We start from the raw sequence: 19624 nt of genomic DNA, 5'->3' as shown, positions 1-19624 counted from the left end.
GCCAATGGCGGATCGGGATCCGCCCTACCTGCAACTGCGATCGAGGGGCGCCCAGGGGCCCGGCGCGATGACATGGGCGAAGGATCCGCTGACATTGCCCGCGATCAGCCCCACGGGGCCGAGCGGCGCGCCCGACGCGTCCGCCATGTCGAACAGCGGCGCGCCTGCGGCGCCGAGCGTCACCGCCTGATGATGTTCGTGACCCGCCAGCGGCGCGGACCACGGCGCGCCGGGGCGCGGGGTCAGGCGGCGGTAGCCAAGCTGGCGGCGCGGATTGGCGAAACTTGTTTCCAGCCGGAGCAGCCCGAGCATGGCGTGACGGGCGCCGCCGGCGTCCTCCAGCCCCGCGCCCAGCGCCATGTAGCCGCCGCACTCGCCGTAGATCCGCGCGCCGCGCGTCGCCAGGGCGCGCAGGCCCGCCTTGAACCCTTCGGCCGCGGCCAGCGCCGGGGCGTGCAGTTCGGGATAGCCGCCGGGCAGGAACACCGCGTCGGCGTCGGGCGCCGGGGCCTCGTCGGCCAGCGGCGAAAACGGCAGGATCTCGGCGCCCTGATCGCGCCAGCCCTCCAGCATGTGCCCGTAGGCGAAGGCGAAGGCCACGTCGCGCGCCACCGCGATGCGCTGCCCCAGCGGCGCCAGCGGTCCTGGGGGGCGGGCCTCGCCGCGAAGCGGGCGGGCCAGCGCGGCGATGGCCTCAAGGTCGCAATGCGCGGCGACGACCCGGGCGGCGCCCTGCAGGAACCGCTCCAGATCCGCGCGCTCGCCCGCCTGCACCAGCCCCAGATGCCGCGAGGGCTGGTCCAGCGCCGCGTCGCGCGGGACCGCGCCCAGCACCGGCGCCACCGGCGTCACGGCGCGGGTCAGCATGGCGGCGTGACGGGCGCTGCCGACCCGGTTGAGGATCACCCCGGCGATGTTCACGTCGCGGCGATGCGCCGCCAGCCCGGCGACCAGCGCCCCCGCCGTCTGCGCCATGCGCGCCGCGTCCAGCACCAGCAGCACCGGCGCGCCGAGCGCCGCCGCGAGGTCGGCGCTGGACCCGGCGCCGCCCGCCCCGCCGCCCGTCCCGCCGCCGTCGCCCAAATCGGCCCCGTCGAACAGCCCCATCGCGCCCTCGATCACCAGCAATGCGCCGCCGCCCGCCGCCGCCCGGGCGCGCAGCGCCTCGGGCGGCTCTGCCCAGGCGTCGAGCGTCAGGCAGGCGCGCCCCGTGGCGGCGGCGTGGAACGCCGGGTCGATGTAGTCGGGACCGGATTTGCCGCTCAGCGGCGCGAAGCGCGCGCGAAGCGCGCGCAGGATCCCCAGCGTCAGGACGGTCTTGCCGGACCCCGAGGCCGGGGCGGAGATGAGGAGCGCGCGGGTCATGTCTCCCCCTCTAGCGCCTGCGCGCCCCCGCTGAAACCCCGTCAGCGCGGGCGGGCCCCGGGCAGGCCCCGACGCCCGCCCGCGCTTGCGCGAGGCGGGGCTGCTTCTATACTCGCCCCCGCATGCCCGCCGCGACGCCCCGTCATGGCAAGCCCCCGCCCCGATAAGGCAAATCCGCACAGATGACCGAGCCAATTCCGAAACTGCGCACCGGCTGGACCACCGGGGCCTGCGCCACCGCGGCGGCGCTGGCGGCGGGGCGCGCGTTGCTGGGCGAGGCGCCGCCGGAGGCCGTCGCCATCACCCTGCCCCGCGGCCAGACCCCGCGCTTTGCCATCGCTGAATCGGCGCAGGGGCGCGGCTGGGCCGAGGCGGCGGTGATCAAGGACGCGGGCGACGACCCGGACGTGACCCATCTGGCGACGATCCGCGCCCGGGTGGCGCTGGCCCCGCCCGGCGCCGGCATCCGCTTTCACGCCGGCGAGGGCGTCGGCACGGCCACCCTGCCCGGCCTGCCCATCGCCCCGGGCGAGCCCGCCATCAACCCGGTTCCGCGCCTGATGATGAAAGGCGCGCTGCGCGATCTGGCGGCGGCGCGGGGCGCGCCGGCGGATTTCGACGTCACCGTATCGGTGCCCGGCGGCGCGGCGCTGGCGCTGAAAACCTGGAACCCGCGGCTCGGCATCGTCGGGGGGCTGTCGATTCTCGGCACCACCGGCATCGTGCGGCCGTTTTCCTGCGCCGCGTGGATCGCCTCGATCCATCGCGGCGTCGATGTGGCGCGGGCCATGGGCGCGACGCATGTGGTGGGGGCCACCGGCGCGACGTCCGAGGCGGCGGCGGCGCGGCTCTATCCCGATCTGCCGCGATCGGCGTTTCTCGACATGGGGGATTTCGCCGGGGGGTTGCTGAAATACCTGCGCGCCAACCCGGTGGCGCGGCTGACGCTGGCCGGGGGCATTGGCAAGCTCACGAAACTGGCGCAGGGGGCGATGGACCTGCATTCCGCCCGCAGCCAGGTGGATTTCGAACGGCTGGCGGCGATGGCGCGGGCCGCGGGCGCCGACCCGGCGCCGGTGCGCGCCGCCAACACCGCGCTGGAGGCGCTGGGCCACGCCGGCCCCGATCTGGCGCGCGCGGTGGCCGAAGGCGTGATCGCCGCCGCGCGCGGCGTGCTGCGCGACGCGCCGGTGGCGCTGGAGGCGGTGGTGATCGACCGCGAGGGCAAGGTTTTCGCCCGCGTCGCGGCCCCCGCCCCCGGCGCCGATGTCGCCCCCGGCGCCGCCCCGCCCGCGCGCAGGCCATGACGCTGCTGGTGCTGGCGGGCACGGCGGAGGCGCGCGACCTGGTTGCCGCGCTGGCCGCCGCGCGCGCGCCATGCGTCGCCTCGCTGGCCGGGGTCACCGCCGCCCCGCGCCCGCTGGCCGTCGAGACGTGGCGCGGCGGCTTTGGCGGCGAGGCGGCGATGACGGCGCGGCTGCGAGACGCCGGGATCACTGCGGTGATCGACGCCACCCACCCCTTCGCCGAACGCATCAGCGCCCGCGCCGCGCGGGTCTGCGCGGCGCTCGACCTGCCGCGCCTGACCCTGCGCCGGCCGCCCTGGCGCGAACCGCCGGACACCGCGCCGCCCTGGCGCCGGTTCCCGACGCTGGAGGCGGCGGTGACGGGGCTGCCGCCGGGCGCGCGGGCGCTGGCCGCCACCGGCGGGCGGTCGCTGCCGGCGATCGAACGCGCCCTTGGCGGCGCGGACATGGCGGCGAATGCGGCGATCCTCGCCCGCGTCATCGGCCCGGTCGCCGGGCCGCCCCCGCCCGCCGGCCTGCGCCTGATCCACGCCCGCCCGCCCTTTGACGAGGCGGCGGAGATCGCGCTGATGCGCGCCGAAGCCATAACCCATCTGCTGACCCGCGATTCCGGCGGCCCGGCGCGCGCCCGGCTCGACGCGGCGCGCACGCTCGCCATCCGCGTGCACATGATCGCCCGCCCGCCGCCGCCGCCCGGGGGCGGCGTCGAGACCGTGGCCGAGGCGCTGGACTGGGCCCTGCGCCATGCCGGCGACCGCGCGCCGGGCCGCCCGGCGCAATAGGCGCGAACACGCCCTGAAACGCCGCGTTCCGAACTTGACAGGCGACGCGCCAGCCGGGCATGTGGAGGGACTGACATGGTTCCCGCGCGGACGTTCTGAAACGCCCGCCGGATTAAAACGGGAATGCGGAACGGGCCGACCCAAGCCGGGGGCCCCCAGCCGCAGCCGCCCCCGCGACTGTATGTGGATGGCGCGCCTCAGCAAAGCCACTGCCCCCCGGGGCGGGAAGGCGAGGCCGCCGGGACGCCCCCCGCAAGGGGGCGCCGCCGATCCATCAGCCAGGAGACCTGCCATGTCGCGCGCAACCCAAACCCCGTCGGGTGTGACGGGACAGGAGAACGACATGACCACTGCCAGCATTGCCGCCCCGACCCACGCGGAAACCAGCCTCACGGCCATCGTTTCCGCGCTTCTGGTCGGCGGGATCCTGATTTTCGGCGCGGGCTTCGCCGCTTCGGACACCGTGCATGACGCCGCCCATGACACGCGCCACTCGGTGGCGTTCCCCTGCCACTAGCCCCGCCGCCAGCCCCTGCCGCCAGCCCCGTCGCCAGCCCCTGCCGCCAGCCCCTGCCCTCAGCTTCTGCGCGGGAATCCGGCGGGACCGCCGCGCCAGGGGGGGGCGGTCGCCACGCGCGCCGGGCCGCGGGGCTGGTCATGCGCAAACAGCCGGTCGCGCGGCGCCCGACGCCCCGATCCGGCCTGAAAAGGTAGTCACATGTTGAAAACCCTGTTCGCCAGCGCCTTGTTCGCCGGCGTGGCTGCGGGCGTGCTCATGGCATTCCTGCACCAGACCATGACCGTGCCGCTGATACTCGAGGCGGAGCTTTACGAGACCGGCGTGAAAACCCATTTCGCCGGCGCCGAAACCGCCGGCGGCGCGGCGCAGATCGCCGAGGACGGCCACGCCCATTCCCACGGCCCGGCGCCCGCCGGCGAGGGCTTCGACGTGACCCGGCTTGGCTATTCGGCGCTGGTCGCGGTGCTCAGCATGAGCGGCTTCGCGCTGCTGATGACCGCGGGCTTCGCCATTGCCGAGCGCATGGGCGCCCGATCCGTCGACGCGGCGCAGGGGCTGCTCTGGGGCATGGCGGGGTTCCTCGCGGTGCAGCTGTTTCCGGCCATGGGGCTGGCGCCGGAGGTCCCCGGAGCCTCGGCCGCGGCGCTGGAAACGCGCCAGGTCTGGTGGCTGAGCACGGTGGCGCTGAGCGTCGCCGGCATCGCGGCGCTGGCCTATGGCGGCGGATTCTGGCGCTTCGGCGGCGTGCTGCTGATCGCGCTCCCCCATGTCATCGGCGCGCCGCACCCGGCCGAATTCACGGGGGTCGCGCCGCCGGAGCTGGCCGGGCTGTTCGCCGCCCGCGCGCTGGGCGTCGCCGCCGTCGCCTGGCTGGCGCTGGGCGCGACGGCAGGCTGGATCTGGGCGCGGCGCGGCAATCTGACAGCGGCGCAACCCGCCCATGGATGACCTGAAGCCCGCCCGGGGCGACGGCGCGCCGCGCGCCGCCGCCCCAACCGCCAAGGCCCCAACCGCCAAGGCCCCAACCGCCAAGGCCCCGACCGCCAAGGCCCCGACCGCCAGGTCAGCGACCGCCAAGTCAGCGAAACGCCCGGCGCAAAAAATCCCGGCGACGGTGATCACCGGGTTTCTGGGCGCCGGCAAGACCACGTTGATCCGCAACCTGCTGGCCCGGGCCGGCGGGCGGCGCATCGCGCTGATCATCAACGAATTCGGCGATGAGGGCGTCGACGGCGATTTGCTGAAGGGCTGCGGCGACGAGGCCTGCGCCGACGGCGACATCGTGGAACTGTCCAACGGCTGCATCTGCTGCACCGTCGCCGATGAATTCGTGCCCACCATCGAGGCGCTGCTGGGGCGCGCCGACCCGCCCGAGCACATCGTCATCGAGACCTCGGGCCTCGCCCTGCCGCAACCGCTGGTGCGCGCCTTCAACTGGCCCGAGATCCGCAACCGCGTCACCGTTGACGGGGTCGTCGCCGTGATCGACGGCCCCGCGACCGCCGCGGGCCGCTTCGCCCATGACGAGGCGGCGGTGGCCGCGCAGCGCGCCGCCGATGACAGCCTCGGCCATGAAACCCCGCTGTCGGAGCTGTTCGAGGATCAGCTCGCCTGCGCCGACATGATCGTGGTGGCGAAATCCGATCTGCTGGACGAGGCGGGCGCGACGGCGCTGCTCGACGGGCTCGCGGCGCGGGCGCGCCGGGGCGTGCATCTGGTGCGCTCGGGGCCTGACGGGCTGGGCGCCGATCTGCTGCTCGGCCTCGGCATCGGCGCGGAGGCGGACATGGAGGCGCGACACGAGATCCATCACCATCGCCATGACGACCATGGCGAGGATGACGACCGTGGCGACCATGACGACCGTGGCGAGGATGGCGACCGCCGCGACCATCATCACGACCACGGTCATGACGCGTTCGAAAGCTTCGTGATCGCCATGGGCGAAATCGCCGATCCGGCGGCGTTTCGCGCCCGCCTCGCGACGGCGATCGCCGAACATGACATCCTGCGGCTCAAGGGTTTCGCCGCCATCGCCGGCAAGCCCATGCGGCAGGTGATCCAGGCGGTGGGACCGCGGATCGAAAGCTATTTCGACCGCCCCTTCGGCGGCGACCCGCGCCAGACGCGGCTGGTGGTGATCGGCCTCGCCGGGCTGGACCGCGCCGCCATAGAACACGCGATCGGCGCGGATTAGGCGCCGGCGCGCCGGCCCGCCCCACAGCCAAGGACAAGACCATGCATCTGCTGCTGGCTCAGCCGGGCGAGATCTCCGACGGCGCCGAGGCGGTTGACCTGGGGCAGGATCCCGCCGACATCGTCGTCATCTCCGCCGCCGACACCGAACTGGCGGGGCTGTCCGAGGCCCGCGAGGACGCGCTCGGCGATCGTCTCAGCCTGCGGCTGGCGTCGCTGCTGCATCTCCAGCACCCCATGTCGGTTGATCTGTATCTGGACCGGACGGCGGCGAAATCCCGGCTGGTGGTGGTGCGCGCGCTCGGCGGCAAGGGCTACTGGCCTTACGGGCTGGAGCAATTCGCCATTCGGCTCGCGCAGGCGGGGGTCGCCTTCGCCGCCCTGCCCGGCGACGACCAGCCCGACGACGACCTCTGGCGGGTCTCCACCATCGCGCGCCCCGACTGGGAACGGCTATGGGCCTGCTTCGCCGAGGGCGGGGTCGCCAACATGGCGCTGCTGCTGCGCCACGCCGCGCATATGCTGGGCGAGGCCGAGGCCCCGCCCGCCCCGCGCCCGCTGCTGCGCGCCGGGGTCTACTGGCCGGGCGCCGGGGTCGCGGATCTGGAAACCGCCCGCGCCAACTGGCGGCCGGGCGCCCCGGTGGCGGCGCTGGTGTTCTACCGGGCGCTGGTGCAGGGCGCGGGGCTGCACCCGGTCAACCGCATGACCCGCGCGCTGCTGGCCGAGGGCCTGAACCCGCTGCCGGTCTTCGTCGCCTCGCTGAAGGACGAAGTGAGCGCGGCGACGCTGGCGACCCTGTTTGACGAAGCGCCGCCTGCGGTGGTGCTGAACGCCACCAGCTTCGCGGTGTCCTCCCCGCAAGCGGGCGCCCACAGGGGCACGCCCCTGGATCGCCCCGGCGTCCCGGTGTTCCAGATGGTTTTCTCGGGCGGCTCCGAATCGGCCTGGGCCGAGGGGCTCAACGGGCTGTCGGCGCGCGACATCGCCATGAACGTGGCGCTGCCCGAGGTCGACGGGCGCATCCTCGCCCGCGCGGTCAGCTTCAAGGGCGAGGCCTATTTCGACGAGGCCGCGCAATGCCGCATCGCCGCCTATCGCGCGCAGGGCGACAGGGTGGCCTTCACCGCGAAGCTCGCCGCCAACTGGGCCCGGCTGGGGCGGGTCGAGGCGGCGCAAAAGCGCGTGGCGCTGGTGCTGGCCAACTACCCCAACCGCGACGGGCGGCTTGCCAACGGCGTCGGGCTCGACGCCCCCGCCTCCACCACCGCCGCGCTCGGCGCGCTGGCCGGCGCCGGATACCGGGTCGATGACGCCCCCGCCGACAGCGCCGACCTCATGGCCCGCATCCTCGCCGGCCCCACCAACTGGCTCACCGACCGGGTGCGTCGCAAAGGCGGCGTCCGCCTGCCGCTCTCGGCCTATCGCAAGGCCTATGACGCCCTGCCCTGGGACACCCGCCGCCGCATCGAGGACCGCTGGGGCGCCCCCGAATCCGACCCCTTCTTCATCTCCGCCGCAGGCGAGGCCGAGCGAAGCGAGGCTCCCCTTCCCGCCGCAGGCGAAGCCGAGCGAAGCGAGGCCCCCCTCGCCGGCGCCGAAGGCGCCTTCACCCTCTCGATCCTCGAATTCGGCAATGTCGTGGTCGGCGTGCAGCCGGCGCGCGGCTACAATATCGCGCCCAAGGAAACCTACCACTCCCCCGACCTGGTCCCGCCGCACAACTACCTCGCCTTCCACTTCTGGCTGCGCTTCGAATTCGGCGCCCACGCCATCATCCACATGGGCAAGCACGGCAATCTGGAATGGCTGCCCGGCAAGGCGCTGGCGCTCAGCGAAACCTGCTTCCCCGAGGCCATCCTCGGCCCGACGCCCCATCTCTACCCCTTCATCGTCAACGACCCCGGCGAAGGCGCCCAGGCCAAGCGCCGCGCCAGCGCGGTGATCCTCGATCACCTCACCCCGCCCATGACCCGCGCCGAGACCTACGGCCCGCTGCGCGATCTCGAAGCCCTCGTCGACGAATATTACGAAGCCGCAGGCGTCGATCCCCGCCGCGTGGCGCATCTGAAGCGCGAAATCACCGCCCTCACCGCCGCCTCGGGGCTCGACGAGGACGCGGGCGTCGCGCCGGACATGGACGAGGATGCGGCGCTGACAAGGCTCGACGAGTATCTCTGCGACCTGAAGGAATCCCAGATCCGCGACGGGCTGCACATATTCGGCGCCTCGCCCGAAGGCGCGCAGGAGCGCGACCTGCTGGTGGCGCTGGCCCGCGTGCCCCGCGCCATGGGCGACGCCGGCCAGGGCGCCTCGCTGATCCGCGCCATCGCGCAGGATCTCGGCATGGATCCCGAAACATTCGACCCGCTCGACTGCAAGCAGGCGGGGCGCTGGACCGGCCCCCGCCCGGCGCCGCTCGCCGCCATGCTCGACGCTCCGTGGCGCTCCAACGGCGACACGGTGGAAAGGCTGGAGGCCCTCGCCGCAGCTTTTGCCGAAGGCAAAAGCGCGGCGCTCCCGGACTCCAACGAAATGCCCCGCACGAAAGCCGTCCTCGACTGGCTGGAAAGCGACATGCGCCCGGCATTGCGCGCCTCCGGCCCCGCCGAAACCGCGGCGCTGCTCGCCGCGCTCGACGGGAAATTCATCGCCCCCGGCCCCTCGGGCGCGCCGACGCGCGGGCGCCCCGACGTGCTGCCCACCGGGCGCAATTTCTATTCCGTGGACAGCCGCGCCGTGCCCACCCCCGCCGCCTGGACGCTGGGCTGGCGTTCGGCCTGCGCGCTGGTCGAGCGCCACCTGCAGGAGGAAGGCGACTGGCCCCGCGCCATGCTGATCACCGCCTGGGGCACCTCCAACATGCGCACCGGCGGCGACGATCTGGCCCAGGCGCTGGCGCTGATGGGCGTGCGCCCGACCTGGGACCGGGCCAGCCGCCGGGTGACCGGATTCGAGATCCTGCCCCTGAGCCAGCTCGACCGCCCGCGCGTCGACGTGACCCTGCGGGTGTCGGGGTTCTTTCGCGACGCCTTCCCGGCGCAGATCGACCTCATCGACAGCGCCGCGCGGGCGGTGATGGCGCTTGACGAGCCCGAGGATTCAAACCCCGCCGCGGCGCGCTTTCGCGCCGAAACGAAAGATTTCCTCGCCTGCGGCGACGACCCGGCTCAAGCCGCCCTTCGGGCCGGCTTTCGCGTGTTCGGCGCCAAGCCGGGCGCCTATGGCGCGGGATTGCAGGCGATGATCGACGAACGGCTGTGGTCGGATCGCAAGGACCTCGCCGACAGCTACCTGGAATGGGGCGGCTACGCCTACGGCGCCCAGGCCGAGGGAACCCGCGCCCGCGACCTGCTGGAAACCCGGCTGGCGCGCACCGAAGCGGTGGTGCAGAATCAGGACAACCGCGAACACGACCTGCTCGACAGCGACGATTATTACCAGTTCGAGGGCGGGGCCGCCGCCGCCGTGGCGCATCTGTCGGGGCGCGAGCCGCGCATCTGGCACAATGACCATTCCCGCCCCGAACGCCCGGTGATCCGCACGCTCGACGAGGAGATCGGCCGCGTGGTGCGCGCCCGCGTGGTCAACCCAAAATGGATCGCCGGGATGAAGCGCCACGGCTACAAGGGCGCCTTCGAGATCGCCGCCACCGTCGATTACCTGTTCGCCTTCGCCGCCACCACCAGGGCGGTGAAGAACCACCATTTCGATCTGGTGCACGCGGCGTTTCTGGAGGACGAGGACACCCGCGCCTTCATCGCCGAGGCCAACCCCGCGGCCTTGCGCGAGATCGCCGAACGGCTCGCCGAGGCGGTGGAGCGCGGGCTCTGGCGCCCGAAATCCAACTCCGCCCGCGACCTGCTGGCGCGGCTGGCGTGAGCGACCATCTGCGTTTCGCCGGCGCCGCCCCCGCGACCCAGAGCGCCGCCTTCCTGTCGATCCTGCGCGCCGATCCGCTGATCGCGCAGGCGCTGGCGGTCGCGCGCGGCCTGGACCTGCCCGACTGGCGCATCGTGTCCGGCGCGCTTTGCAACAGCGTGTGGAACCATCTGACCAAACGCCCCTCGGGGCACGGGATCAAGGATATCGACGTTTTCCATTTCGACGCCGCCGACCTGACATGGGCGGCCGAGGATGTGCAGATCCGTCGCGCCGCAAGCGCGTTTGGCGATTGCGACCCGCCCGTCGAGCTGCGCAATCAGGCCCGCGTGCACCTGTGGCGCGAGGCGCATTTCACCAGCCCCATCGCGCCGTTGCAAAGCACCGATCAGGCCATTGACTGCTTCGCCAGCACCACCCATTGCGTCGGCCTGCGGCTGCGGGCCGACGGGTCGCTCGACCTTTATGCGCCGTTCGGGCTCGACCCCATATTCGCGTTTCGACTGATCCCCAATCCGGCGCTCGACAACCGCGCCACCCACGAACGCAAGGCGGCGCGGGCGCTGCGCCACTGGCCGGAGCTGCGCGTCATCCCCTGGCCCGACTGACCGGCGGCCACGGGCATTGTCGCCGCAATGACGACAATTTATCCTGTGACAAGCTCTGTTCCCCGACCCGGGCCATCGCCATCTTCCGGAGACGCCGCAGCAATTCCCGGAGCCCGCCATGTCAATCCGCCCCGTGTCGCGCATCGCCCCCGCCGCCCCGACGCTGGAAGGCGCGGGCGTCAGACTGCACCGCGCCTTCGGCTTGGGCGACAGCCCCGAACTGGACCCGTTCCTGCTGTTCGACGATTTCCGCAACGATCGCCCCGAGGATTTCCTCAAGGGGTTTCCCTGGCATCCCCATCGCGGCATCGAGACCATCACCTACGTGCTCGCCGGATCGGTGGATCATGGCGACAGCCTCGGCAACGAAGGCACGCTCGGCGCCGGCGACGTGCAGTGGATGACCGCCGGGTCGGGGATCATGCATCAGGAAATGCCCAAGGGCGATTCGGCGGGGCGCATGCACGGGTTCCAGCTTTGGGCCAACCTGCCGTCATCGCTGAAGATGACCGCGCCCAAGTATCAGGACGTGCCCAGCGCCGAGATCCCCGAGACCGTCGACGATGACGCCACGGTGGTGCGCGTGGTCTGCGGCGAATTTCGCGGCCGACGCGGCCCCGTCGACGGCATCGCCGCCGATCCGCGCTATCTTGACGTGTCGATCCCGCCGGGGGTGCGCAAGACCCTGAAGGTGGAGCTTGAACGCCACGCCTTCGCCTATGTCTTCGCCGGGTCGGGGACATTCCGCGACGCCTCGCGCCCTGTCGGCGCGCTCACCGAAAAGGAATATCAGGGCCGTGAACTGCTGATGCGCGACAATGCCGGGGACCGGTCGCTGGTGGTGTTCGACCGGGGCGACGAAATCTCCGTGCAGGCGGGCGAGCATGGCATGCGGTTCCTGCTGATCTCGGGCAAGCCGATCCGCGAACCGGTGGCCTGGCACGGCCCCATCGTGATGAACACTCGCGCCGAACTGATGCAGGCCATGCGCGACCTGCGCTCGGGCGCCTTCATCCGCGACGCCTGACGCGGGCGCGGCGCCTGGCGTGGCGCTTGGCGTCGGCGGCGCGCTGGGTTAGGCAGGGGCGAGACCGAGGCGCGCCCCCGCGCGGGCGCCCAGATCGCGGAGGATCCATGACCCCGTTTCGCGCCGCCCCGGATTACGCGGACTGGCAGGCCGTGCTGGCGCTGCTGCACACCGAATTCGCCTATATGGAGGCGCTTCTCGGGCGCCCCTCGGCGGTGCGCCGCCTTGACGCCGCGGCGCTGGCCGCAAGCGCGGCGGCGGGCGCGGCCTTCTTGATCGAGGATCGCGGCGCGCCGGTGGCCTGCGCGTTTTCGCGCCGCTCGCGGGACATGCCCGACGCCTGGTATCTGGGCCGGCTGGCGGTCGCTGGATCGCATCGCGGCCGGGGGCTGGCGCGGCTGCTGGTCGCGGCGGCGGAGGCCGAGGCCCGCCGCCGCGGGTTTCGGGCGCTGACGCTGGAGACCGGCGCCGCGCTCGGCGACAACATCGCCGTTTTCGCGCGGCTCGGCTTCGCGCGTCACGGCAAGATCGTCTCCGCAACCGCGCAACGCCCTGCTATCATCGTCATGCGCAAGCCGCTCGCCTGACGCCGCCCAACCGCCCCAACACCCGGAGACCCGAATGACCGACGAGCCCGCCGCCCCGCCCGCCGCCCCCGCTGTCGAGGACCACGCACGCCACGCCATGAAGATGGCCAAGAAGAAGGCCGCGCGCGACAAGATCATGGCCGGCAAGACCGAGGAAAAAGGCCTGATCATCGTCCACACCGGCAAGGGCAAGGGCAAGTCCACCGCCGCGTTCGGCATGATCTTCCGCTGCATCGCCCATGGGATGCCTTCAGCCGTGGTGCAGTTCATCAAGGGCGGCATGTCCACGGGCGAACGCGACCTGATCGCCGACAGATTCGCCGATCTGTGCGAATTCCACGCCATGGGCGAAGGGTTCACCTGGGAAACCCAGGACAAGTCCCGCGACATCGAGATGGCGCAGGCGGCGTGGACGAAGGCCAGGGACCTGATCCGCGACCCGAAGAACCGCATGGTGCTGCTTGACGAAATCAACATCGCGCTGCGCTACGATTACGTGGATGCGGACGAGGTCGTCGCATTCCTTCGAACCGAAAAGCCGCCGATGACCCATGTGGTGCTGACCGGGCGCAACGCCAAGCCGTCGCTGATCGAGGCGGCGGATCTGGTGACCGAGATGGAACTGGTGAAGCACCCGTTCCGCGCCGGCGTGAAGGCCCAGATCGGCGTCGAATTCTGAATGCCTGATGTCGGGGCCCGCGCCTGCGGGCCCCGATGCGCATGAATGGCGATCGGCAGGCGCGATCAGTAGACGGCGATCAGTAGACGGCGATCGGGTTGCCCGGGGATCCCGTCGCGCCCTTCATCTTCAGCGGCGACCAGGCGAACAGGAATTCATAGGCCTTGTCCGCCACCAGCTGCGACAGGTCGAGGTTTTCGAGGTTCCAGATTCCGCGCTTGGTCATCATCATGATATGGCACTCGAAGGGCTGCGCGTTCTCGCCGCCCGAGCCCTTGCCCACGGCCTCCGAAGCCCAGGTGTCGGCGCCCCAGAGGATGATCTTCTTCTCGGCCAGATAATCGCAGGCCGACAGCCCGAACCCCGGCTCGCCGGAATTGAACAGCGCGATGCGGCGCTGCTTTTCGGCGGCGTCGAAATCATCCCAGCCCGAGGGGCTCCAGATATCGCCATGCCCGGTGTAGAGGAACACGCAGTCGCCCTCGCCGATGGGGGCGATGCCCTGCGCCTCGATCATCGCGTCGATATCCGCGGGGGTGATGATGCCCGGGTCGGACTTGTCGTTTTCGACCGGGATCGGCAGTTGCCCGCCGCGCAGCGCCACCGCGTCGAGCAGCACGCCGCGGCAGACGAAGCCTTTCTGCGCGACATGTTCGACCCCCAGCGGCCCCATGCCGTAGGTGGTCACGTCCGCATCTTCCAGAAAGCGCCCGTTATAGAAGAAATCGCCTTTCGAGGTGGTGACGCCGATATGGCCTGGCCCGTCGAACTGGGTGCCGATCTGGCCGATCTCGGTGGCCAGGTATTCGTCGTTGTAGACCAGCTGCGCCGGGCCGAAGGGGCCGCCGGTGGGCAGGCCGGGGATGGTCATGCGCCAGCCGCGCGACCCGAAGGCCGGGGCGTCCTGCTGGTAGATCTTGCCGAGCGTCGCGGTCTTGCCCTGCTTCACCAGACCGACGGCGGCGAGCACCATCGCCGGCGTGGTGCGGTTGACGGATCCGGCCATGTCGTCCGCGCCCCATTCGCCGGGGGCCCAGTTTTCGGTCAGCGGCGCGTCGTTGACCGCCTTTTGCGCCAGGGCCGCGCCGCCCAGGGCCGATCCCATGATCAACGCCGCCGCAGCGGCAATCGCTTGCTTGTGCATCTCGGATAGTCCTCCCATGGTTTTGTTGTTTTGGCGCTGCGCGCGCAATTCGCGGCAGCGGAGGCATTAAACATGAAACCGCGGCGACGCGCCAGAAACCGGGGATGAACGCGGGGCGGCGCGGCCCCGCTTCATTCGTCGCGAGGCTTGCGCTAGGGTGCCCGCGACCGACCCGCGCAACCAGGAACGCAAAATGCTGAAACGACTGTTGATCACCGGCGCCGCGGGCGGGCTCGGGCGCATGGTTCGCCCCCGGCTCGCGCATGTGGCAAAGACGCTGCGCCTGTCGGACATCGTCGCCCCGGCGCCCGCCGGGCCCGACGAGGAAACCGTGATCTGCGATCTCGGCGACGCGGCGGCGGTGCATGCGCTGGTCGATGGCTGCGACGGGGTGCTGCATCTGGGCGGCATGGCGGTGGAGGCGGACTGGGACACCATCCTGCGCGCCAATATCGAGGGCGTGCGCAACCTCTACGAAGCCGCGCGCAAGACCGGCAAGCCGCGCATCCTGCTGGCCAGCTCGAATCACGCCATCGGCTTTCACCGACAGGACAAGCGGCTTGACGCCAGCGCGCCGACGCGCCCGGACGGGCTGTATGGCCTGTCAAAATGCTTCGCTGAATCAATGGCTTCTATGTATCATGACAAATTCGGCGTGGAAACCGCGATCCTGCGGATCGGGTCATGCCTGCCCGAACCGGTGGATCTGCGGATGCTGTCCACCTGGCTCAGCCCCGATGATTTCATTGCGCTGATCGACTGCGTGTTCCGGGCCCCGCGGCTGGGCTGCCCGATCATCTACGGCGCCTCGGACAACGATGCGAGCTGGTGGGACAATTCCTCGGTGGCCTGGCTTGGCTGGCGCCCGAAGGACAATGCGGAGGCCTTCCGCGCCAAGGTCGGCGGCATCCGCCCCGAGGACCCGCTATCGGTCGAGGCCACCCGCCAGGGCGGTCGATTCGCGGCGCAGCCGCTCATCGAGACCTGACGCCGCGGCGCGGCGCGCCTACAGCCGCGCGCCGGTCCTTGCGTCGAACAGATGCGCCTGCGCGGCGTCGGGGCGCAGGCGCACCATGTCGCCGGGGGAAAACGGGCGGCGTTCGCGGATCACCGCGGTCAGTTCCTGATCGCCCAGACGCAGCAGCAGCAGGGTTTCCGAACCGGTGGGCTCGATCACCGCGATGCGCGCCTCGATGCAGCCCTCGCCGTCATCGTCGTCGGCCGGCTGCAGATGTTCGGGGCGCACGCCGTACACCACCGCCTGCCCGTCGGTCGCGACCGTGGCCGGGGTCACCGGCAGGCGCATGTCGCCGGCCTCGACGATCAGCCTCGCGTCGCGCAGCCGCGCGACGCCGGAAATCAGGTTCATCGCCGGCGAGCCGATGAAGCTTGCCACGAACAGGTTTTCGGGGGCGTCATACAATTTCAGCGGCGCGCCGACCTGCTCCACCCGGCCGTCCTGAAGCACCACGATCTTGTCGGCCATGGTCATCGCCTCGACCTGATCATGGGTGACGAACACGATGGTGGCTTTCAGCCGCTGGTGCAGTTCCTTGATCTCGGCGCGCATGCGCACCCGCAGCTTGGCGTCAAGATTGCTGAGCGGTTCGTCGAACAGGAACACCTGCGGTTTGCGCACGATGGCGCGCCCCATGGCGACGCGCTGGCGCTGGCCGCCCGACAGCTGGCGCGGATAGCGTTTCAGGTAGTCCTTCAGGCCGAGAATGTCCGCCGCCTCGTCCACCCGGCGCTTGATTTCGGCCTTGTCTGCCTTGCGCAGGCTCAGCGCGAAACCCATGTTGTCCGCGACGCTCATATGCGGATACAGCGCGTAATTCTGGAACACCATGGCGATGTCGCGATCCTTGGGCGGCACGTTGTTCACCACCCGATCGCCGATGGCGATGGTCCCGGCGGTGACCGATTCCAACCCCGCGATCATGCGCAGCAAGGTTGATTTCCCGCAGCCCGAAGGCCCCACCAGCACCACGAATTCGCCGTCGTCGATATCCACGTCCATGCCGTGGATGATTTCGGTCTCGCCATAGGATTTTCGCAAATCCCGGATGGTGACCTTGGCCATGCAATCCCCTCCCCAGGGCGGCGCCAGGGGCGCGGATCGTTTTGATGAACACAGTGGTAGCGAAGCTTCCGCCAAGTGTCCATTTTTCGCGGACGCCGATGCGCGCCGCCCGGATTCGTTGACATGAAATCAGGGGCGCCCATAGTGAAACCTGTTTTCGCGTCAGGCCTCGGCGCCGGGGGGTCCGCCCACCGGCGCCGCGCCGCGCGGGGAACAGCCGACGCAGGCGCGGCGCCGTCGTCAAAAGACGATCCAAATCAACGACGGGGGCGCGGGCCGACGCGATTCATGACGGCCCAAAGGGAGGATACAGAACATGAGAACAGAGATTTTCAATTACGTGATGCGCGCGCAGGCAAGCCGCCGCGACGTGCTGAAAGGCGCCGCCGCGCTTGGCGCGACCACGGCGCTTGCCGGCATTCCGGGCATGTCCCGCGCGGCTTCGGACCTGCGCGCCGAGATGCTGAAGATCCCCGGCGTCGGCATGGGCTCGCCCACCGACGGCGACTGGCAGAAGGTCGGCGCGCTGACGCTCGGCGCCACCAGGGCCAACGTCAAGGAAGGCGAATTCGCCGGGGTCGAGCTGACCTTCATGGGGCTCAACAACCAGAATCTGCACAACCTGCTGTTTCGCGGATTCCTGAAACCGTGGGAGGCCTACACCGGCGCCAAGATCAACTGGATCGATCTCGCCCAGGCCGATTACAACGCGCGGCTCCAGCAAAGCATCGCCACGGGCACCGTCGATTTCGACCTGATCGAGATGGGCGCGCCCTTCGAGGGCGACGTCTGCGGGCGCGGCATGGCCTCGGAGATGCCCGACTGGGTGCGCGACCAGATCGAGATGGACGACTATGTCGGCTACCTGCAGGCCCCGGTCGGCACCTGGGAGGGCAAGACCTACCGGATCTCCATCGACGGCGACTGCCACAACTTCAACTACCGCACCGACTATTTCACCAACGCCGATTTCGCCGCGGCCTGGAAGGCCGAGGGCCATGACGGCGAATGGGAGGTCCCGACCACCTGGCAGAAGGTCCAGGAGGTGACGAAGTTCCTCAAGGGCAAGAAGATCGACGGCTTCGACGCCAACGGCTATCTCGACCCGCTGAAGGGCTGGGGCGGATTCGGGTTCTATTTCCTCGGATCCCGCGCCACCGCCTACGCCAAGCATCCCGACGATCCGGCGTTCCTGTTCGATCCCGAGGACATGAAGCCCCGGGTCAACAACCCCGCCTGGGTGCGCGCCATCCAGGACGTGCTCGACGTGCTCGACGCGCAGCCGCCGGATCAGCTGAACGCCGATCCGGGCACCACCGGGTTCCAGCAGTTCCTCGCCGGCACCGGGTCGATGCTCAGCTGGTGGGGCGATATCGGGTCGAACGCCAAGACGTCCGACAGTTCCGTGGTGGGCGACAGCATCGGGTTCTCGATCCTGCCGGGGTCCGACGACGTGTGGAACCACAAGGCCGGCAAATGGGAAACCCTGCCCTCGGGCCCCAATTTCGCGCCGAACATGGCCTATCTGGGCTGGGGCGTCTACGTCATGGCGCGGGTCGATGCGGACGAGAAGCGGCACAAGGCGGCGTGGTCCGCGGCGGCGCATCTGGGCGGCAAGGACATCTCGCTGTGGTGCGCGGCCTATCCGTCGGGCTTCCAGCCCTATCGCCAGTCGCATTTCAACATCGCGGAATGGGTTGCGGCCGGCTATGACGAGGCCTTCATCACCGATTACCTCGGGTCGGAGGCGGACAGCTACAACCACCCCAACGCGGCGATCGAGCCCCGCATCCCGGGCATCTTCCAGTACTATTCCGTGGCCGAGGACGAACTGGCGAAGATCTACGCCGGCCAGTATTCGGCCCAGGACGGCGCCGACCGCATCGCCGCGGCGTGGGAGAAGATCACCGACCAGATCGGGCGCGAAACCCAGGTGAAGCTCTACCGGGCCTCGCTGGGCATATGATCGCCCTGACCTGACGACCGGCGGGGCGCCTTTTGGGACCTTTCCCGGCGCCCCGCCACGATCGCCCCCCAGTTCGCCCCGGCCAGCCTGCAGGTCGGGTCGGGAAAACAGCGCCGCGCCGTCATCGCCGCCGCCAATGGCGGATCGGGATCCGCCCTGCACGCAGCTTGCGGTCCGGGCGCGCCGATACGCCTGCGGCCCCGGCATCCGCCGCGCGCAACGCAAAAAGCCAAAGCTATTCGGCGGGGACGCCGAAGACCACCACCGCGCCGGCGAGCGCCGTGAGGCCAAGGAACAGCGCCGCCTGACCGCGCCGCTCGGGCATCCGACGCGCCGTGTCCCAGGCCACCAGGCATTGCAGCATGTAAAACAGCGCAAAGGCGCGGCTGGCCAGCGCGATCACCCCGAACACATCGACGCTCCACAGCAGGGCGATGCCGATCAGCGCGATCAGCGGAAAGGTGTGGCGCGCATCCACCCGCCCGCGGGTCACGTCGCCGATCAGCCCGGCGTCGCCGATCGCGTCCGCCACCGCCGCGCTGAACTGGCTGGCGCAGGCGGCCAGCGTCAGCGCCGCCGGCAGCGCCGCCGCCACCACGCCGATCACCGCGATCACCCCGGCCACGCCGCGCGCATCCGCAAGCTGCGTCAGCAGCGGCGACAGCAGCAGAAAGAACAGCATGTAGACCGCGCCCGAAATCAGCTGCGCGCGGCGCATGGCGCGGATGCGGGTCTCGGCGTCGAACTCCGCGCCCATGAAGCGCGAGGTCTCGAACCCCTGCACCACGATCAGCATCCCCAGCACCACCGGGACCGTGCCCCAGTCGCCCCGCGGCGGCGGCGGAACCACGCCGCCCGCCCCGGCTTCGCGCCACAGCCCGACCCCGTAGACCGCCAGCGCCGCCAGCAGCCCGGCGATCACCGACAGGTTCAGCGCCGTGGCGTAGCGTTCCACCGAGGCCACCCGCCCCACCCCGCCGCCAAAGCCCAGCCAGCCGATCAGCGCCAGCAGCGCCGAAGCGATCAGCCGCGCCAGTTCCGACGAGGGCCGGCCCAGCGCCTGCAGCACGAAATTGCCGAGCAGCGCCAGGTAATAGGCGACGGAGATGAAATAGGCGATCGCCAGCACCACATGGGACAGGCGTTCGAGCGAGCGGGTCATGCGATCGGCCTGAGTGCCCAGCAGGGGCTCCACATGGCGGATGTTGTGGCGCATGGCGGCGCCGATCAGATAGGCGAAGACGATCAGCGTCAGCATCGCCGGGGCGGCGAGCCCGCCGACCTCGCCCGCCAGGATCGGCGCGGACACCAGAAACCCGCTGCCCATGATCGAGGCCAGCGGCGTCACCGTCGCCCGCCACGCCGCCGCGCGCGCGAACGGCGCGAACAGCAGGGCCGCGAGGCACATCGCGGTGACGGCGAAAAACGCGAGACTGGTCATGGGCGGCTCCGGACGTGCTGGCGCGCCAGCTTGGCAT

General features: G+C 70.9%; 16 protein-coding genes and 1 riboswitch. Of the genes, 12 read left to right on the top strand and 4 right to left on the bottom strand.

The annotated features are described in order from the left end of the window. Positions 1–24 precede the first annotated feature (24 nt). Positions 25–1365, bottom strand: coding sequence for a cobyrinate a,c-diamide synthase (locus tag AC1HC7_RS02750; protein ID WP_479495419.1), 1341 nt, complete (start codon positions 1363–1365; stop codon positions 25–27). A gap of 182 nt (positions 1366–1547) precedes the next feature. Between AC1HC7_RS02750 and AC1HC7_RS02745 the strand changes: the two genes are divergently transcribed. The 10 genes from AC1HC7_RS02745 to cobO all read left to right on the top strand — a co-directional run bounded on the left by AC1HC7_RS02745 (position 1548) and on the right by cobO (position 12953). Further along, positions 1548–2672 (top strand): cobalt-precorrin-5B (C(1))-methyltransferase, encoded by a 1125-nt coding sequence (locus tag AC1HC7_RS02745; protein WP_479495418.1) that lies wholly within the window; start codon positions 1548–1550, stop codon positions 2670–2672. Beyond that, positions 2669–3454: a precorrin-6A/cobalt-precorrin-6A reductase gene (locus AC1HC7_RS02740; protein ID WP_479495417.1), complete on the top strand. Its 786-nt coding sequence runs from the start codon at positions 2669–2671 to the stop codon at positions 3452–3454. The genes AC1HC7_RS02745 and AC1HC7_RS02740 overlap by 4 nt, the downstream gene beginning before the upstream one ends. 59 nt (positions 3455–3513) lie before the next feature. Further along, positions 3514–3763: riboswitch (cobalamin riboswitch) on the top strand. Between the two features lie 34 nt (positions 3764–3797). Then, positions 3798–3971, top strand: a complete 174-nt coding sequence (locus AC1HC7_RS02735) for a CbtB domain-containing protein (RefSeq protein WP_479495416.1) — start codon at positions 3798–3800, stop codon at positions 3969–3971. A gap of 201 nt (positions 3972–4172) precedes the next feature. After that, positions 4173–4922, top strand: a complete 750-nt coding sequence (locus AC1HC7_RS02730; protein ID WP_479498618.1) for a CbtA family protein — start codon at positions 4173–4175, stop codon at positions 4920–4922. Next, on the top strand, positions 4915–6171 hold the full coding sequence (gene cobW / locus AC1HC7_RS02725; protein ID WP_479498617.1) for a cobalamin biosynthesis protein CobW: 1257 nt from the start codon (positions 4915–4917) through the stop codon (positions 6169–6171). Before AC1HC7_RS02730 ends, cobW begins: the two co-directional genes overlap by 8 nt. A gap of 41 nt (positions 6172–6212) precedes the next feature. Beyond that, complete coding sequence (gene cobN, locus AC1HC7_RS02720) at positions 6213–10052, top strand: cobaltochelatase subunit CobN (RefSeq protein ID WP_479495413.1); 3840 nt, start codon at positions 6213–6215, stop codon at positions 10050–10052. Then, positions 10049–10660, top strand: a complete 612-nt coding sequence (locus AC1HC7_RS02715) for a nucleotidyltransferase family protein (protein ID WP_479495412.1) — start codon at positions 10049–10051, stop codon at positions 10658–10660. Before cobN ends, AC1HC7_RS02715 begins: the two co-directional genes overlap by 4 nt. Before the next feature lie 118 nt (positions 10661–10778). After that, positions 10779–11687, top strand: coding sequence for a pirin family protein (locus AC1HC7_RS02710; RefSeq protein ID WP_479495411.1), 909 nt, complete (start codon positions 10779–10781; stop codon positions 11685–11687). A 107-nt stretch (positions 11688–11794) separates the two neighbouring features. Beyond that, complete coding sequence (locus AC1HC7_RS02705; protein ID WP_479495410.1) at positions 11795–12274, top strand: GNAT family N-acetyltransferase; 480 nt, start codon at positions 11795–11797, stop codon at positions 12272–12274. Positions 12275–12308: 34 nt separating this feature from the next. Further along, complete coding sequence (gene cobO / locus AC1HC7_RS02700; RefSeq protein ID WP_479495409.1) at positions 12309–12953, top strand: cob(I)yrinic acid a,c-diamide adenosyltransferase; 645 nt, start codon at positions 12309–12311, stop codon at positions 12951–12953. Between the two features lie 79 nt (positions 12954–13032). Here the strand turns inward: cobO and AC1HC7_RS02695 are convergent, their stop codons facing one another. Beyond that, a complete protein-coding gene (locus AC1HC7_RS02695) occupies positions 13033–14097 on the bottom strand; it encodes a cyclase family protein (RefSeq protein ID WP_479495408.1) in 1065 nt (354 codons plus the stop codon). 193 nt (positions 14098–14290) lie between these two features. Here AC1HC7_RS02695 and AC1HC7_RS02690 point away from each other — a divergent pair, with 193 nt between their 5' ends. After that, complete coding sequence (locus AC1HC7_RS02690) at positions 14291–15085, top strand: NAD-dependent epimerase/dehydratase family protein (RefSeq protein WP_479495407.1); 795 nt, start codon at positions 14291–14293, stop codon at positions 15083–15085. A gap of 18 nt (positions 15086–15103) precedes the next feature. Here AC1HC7_RS02690 and AC1HC7_RS02685 read toward each other — a convergent pair whose 3' ends face one another. Beyond that, complete coding sequence (locus AC1HC7_RS02685) at positions 15104–16180, bottom strand: ABC transporter ATP-binding protein (RefSeq protein ID WP_479495406.1); 1077 nt, start codon at positions 16178–16180, stop codon at positions 15104–15106. 316 nt (positions 16181–16496) lie between these two features. Between AC1HC7_RS02685 and AC1HC7_RS02680 the strand changes: the two genes are divergently transcribed. After that, on the top strand, positions 16497–18146 hold the full coding sequence (locus tag AC1HC7_RS02680) for a twin-arginine translocation signal domain-containing protein (protein ID WP_479495405.1): 1650 nt from the start codon (positions 16497–16499) through the stop codon (positions 18144–18146). 235 nt (positions 18147–18381) lie between these two features. Here AC1HC7_RS02680 and AC1HC7_RS02675 read toward each other — a convergent pair whose 3' ends face one another. Further along, on the bottom strand, positions 18382–19587 hold the full coding sequence (locus AC1HC7_RS02675; RefSeq protein ID WP_479495404.1) for a hypothetical protein: 1206 nt from the start codon (positions 19585–19587) through the stop codon (positions 18382–18384). Positions 19588–19624: the final 37 nt, after the last annotated feature.

The sequence above is a fragment of the Oceanicella sp. genome, assembly GCF_056449545.1.
The sequence above is the reverse complement of the archived record's forward strand: the minus strand, read 5'-3'. Positions and strand labels throughout refer to the sequence as shown.

Coding starts and splice junctions, on each gene's coding strand:
- AC1HC7_RS02750 (WP_479495419.1), bottom strand. CDS start 1,365: ATGACCCGCGCGCTCCTCATCTCCGCCCCGGCCTCGGGGTCCGGCAAG.
- AC1HC7_RS02745 (WP_479495418.1), top strand. CDS start 1,548: ATGACCGAGCCAATTCCGAAACTGCGCACCGGCTGGACCACCGGGGCC.
- AC1HC7_RS02740 (WP_479495417.1), top strand. CDS start 2,669: ATGACGCTGCTGGTGCTGGCGGGCACGGCGGAGGCGCGCGACCTGGTT.
- AC1HC7_RS02735 (WP_479495416.1), top strand. CDS start 3,798: ATGACCACTGCCAGCATTGCCGCCCCGACCCACGCGGAAACCAGCCTC.
- AC1HC7_RS02730 (WP_479498618.1), top strand. CDS start 4,173: ATGTTGAAAACCCTGTTCGCCAGCGCCTTGTTCGCCGGCGTGGCTGCG.
- cobW (WP_479498617.1), top strand. CDS start 4,915: ATGGATGACCTGAAGCCCGCCCGGGGCGACGGCGCGCCGCGCGCCGCC.
- cobN (WP_479495413.1), top strand. CDS start 6,213: ATGCATCTGCTGCTGGCTCAGCCGGGCGAGATCTCCGACGGCGCCGAG.
- AC1HC7_RS02710 (WP_479495411.1), top strand. CDS start 10,779: ATGTCAATCCGCCCCGTGTCGCGCATCGCCCCCGCCGCCCCGACGCTG.
- AC1HC7_RS02705 (WP_479495410.1), top strand. CDS start 11,795: ATGACCCCGTTTCGCGCCGCCCCGGATTACGCGGACTGGCAGGCCGTG.
- cobO (WP_479495409.1), top strand. CDS start 12,309: ATGACCGACGAGCCCGCCGCCCCGCCCGCCGCCCCCGCTGTCGAGGAC.
- AC1HC7_RS02695 (WP_479495408.1), bottom strand. CDS start 14,097: ATGCACAAGCAAGCGATTGCCGCTGCGGCGGCGTTGATCATGGGATCG.
- AC1HC7_RS02690 (WP_479495407.1), top strand. CDS start 14,291: ATGCTGAAACGACTGTTGATCACCGGCGCCGCGGGCGGGCTCGGGCGC.
- AC1HC7_RS02685 (WP_479495406.1), bottom strand. CDS start 16,180: ATGGCCAAGGTCACCATCCGGGATTTGCGAAAATCCTATGGCGAGACC.
- AC1HC7_RS02680 (WP_479495405.1), top strand. CDS start 16,497: ATGAGAACAGAGATTTTCAATTACGTGATGCGCGCGCAGGCAAGCCGC.
- AC1HC7_RS02675 (WP_479495404.1), bottom strand. CDS start 19,587: ATGACCAGTCTCGCGTTTTTCGCCGTCACCGCGATGTGCCTCGCGGCC.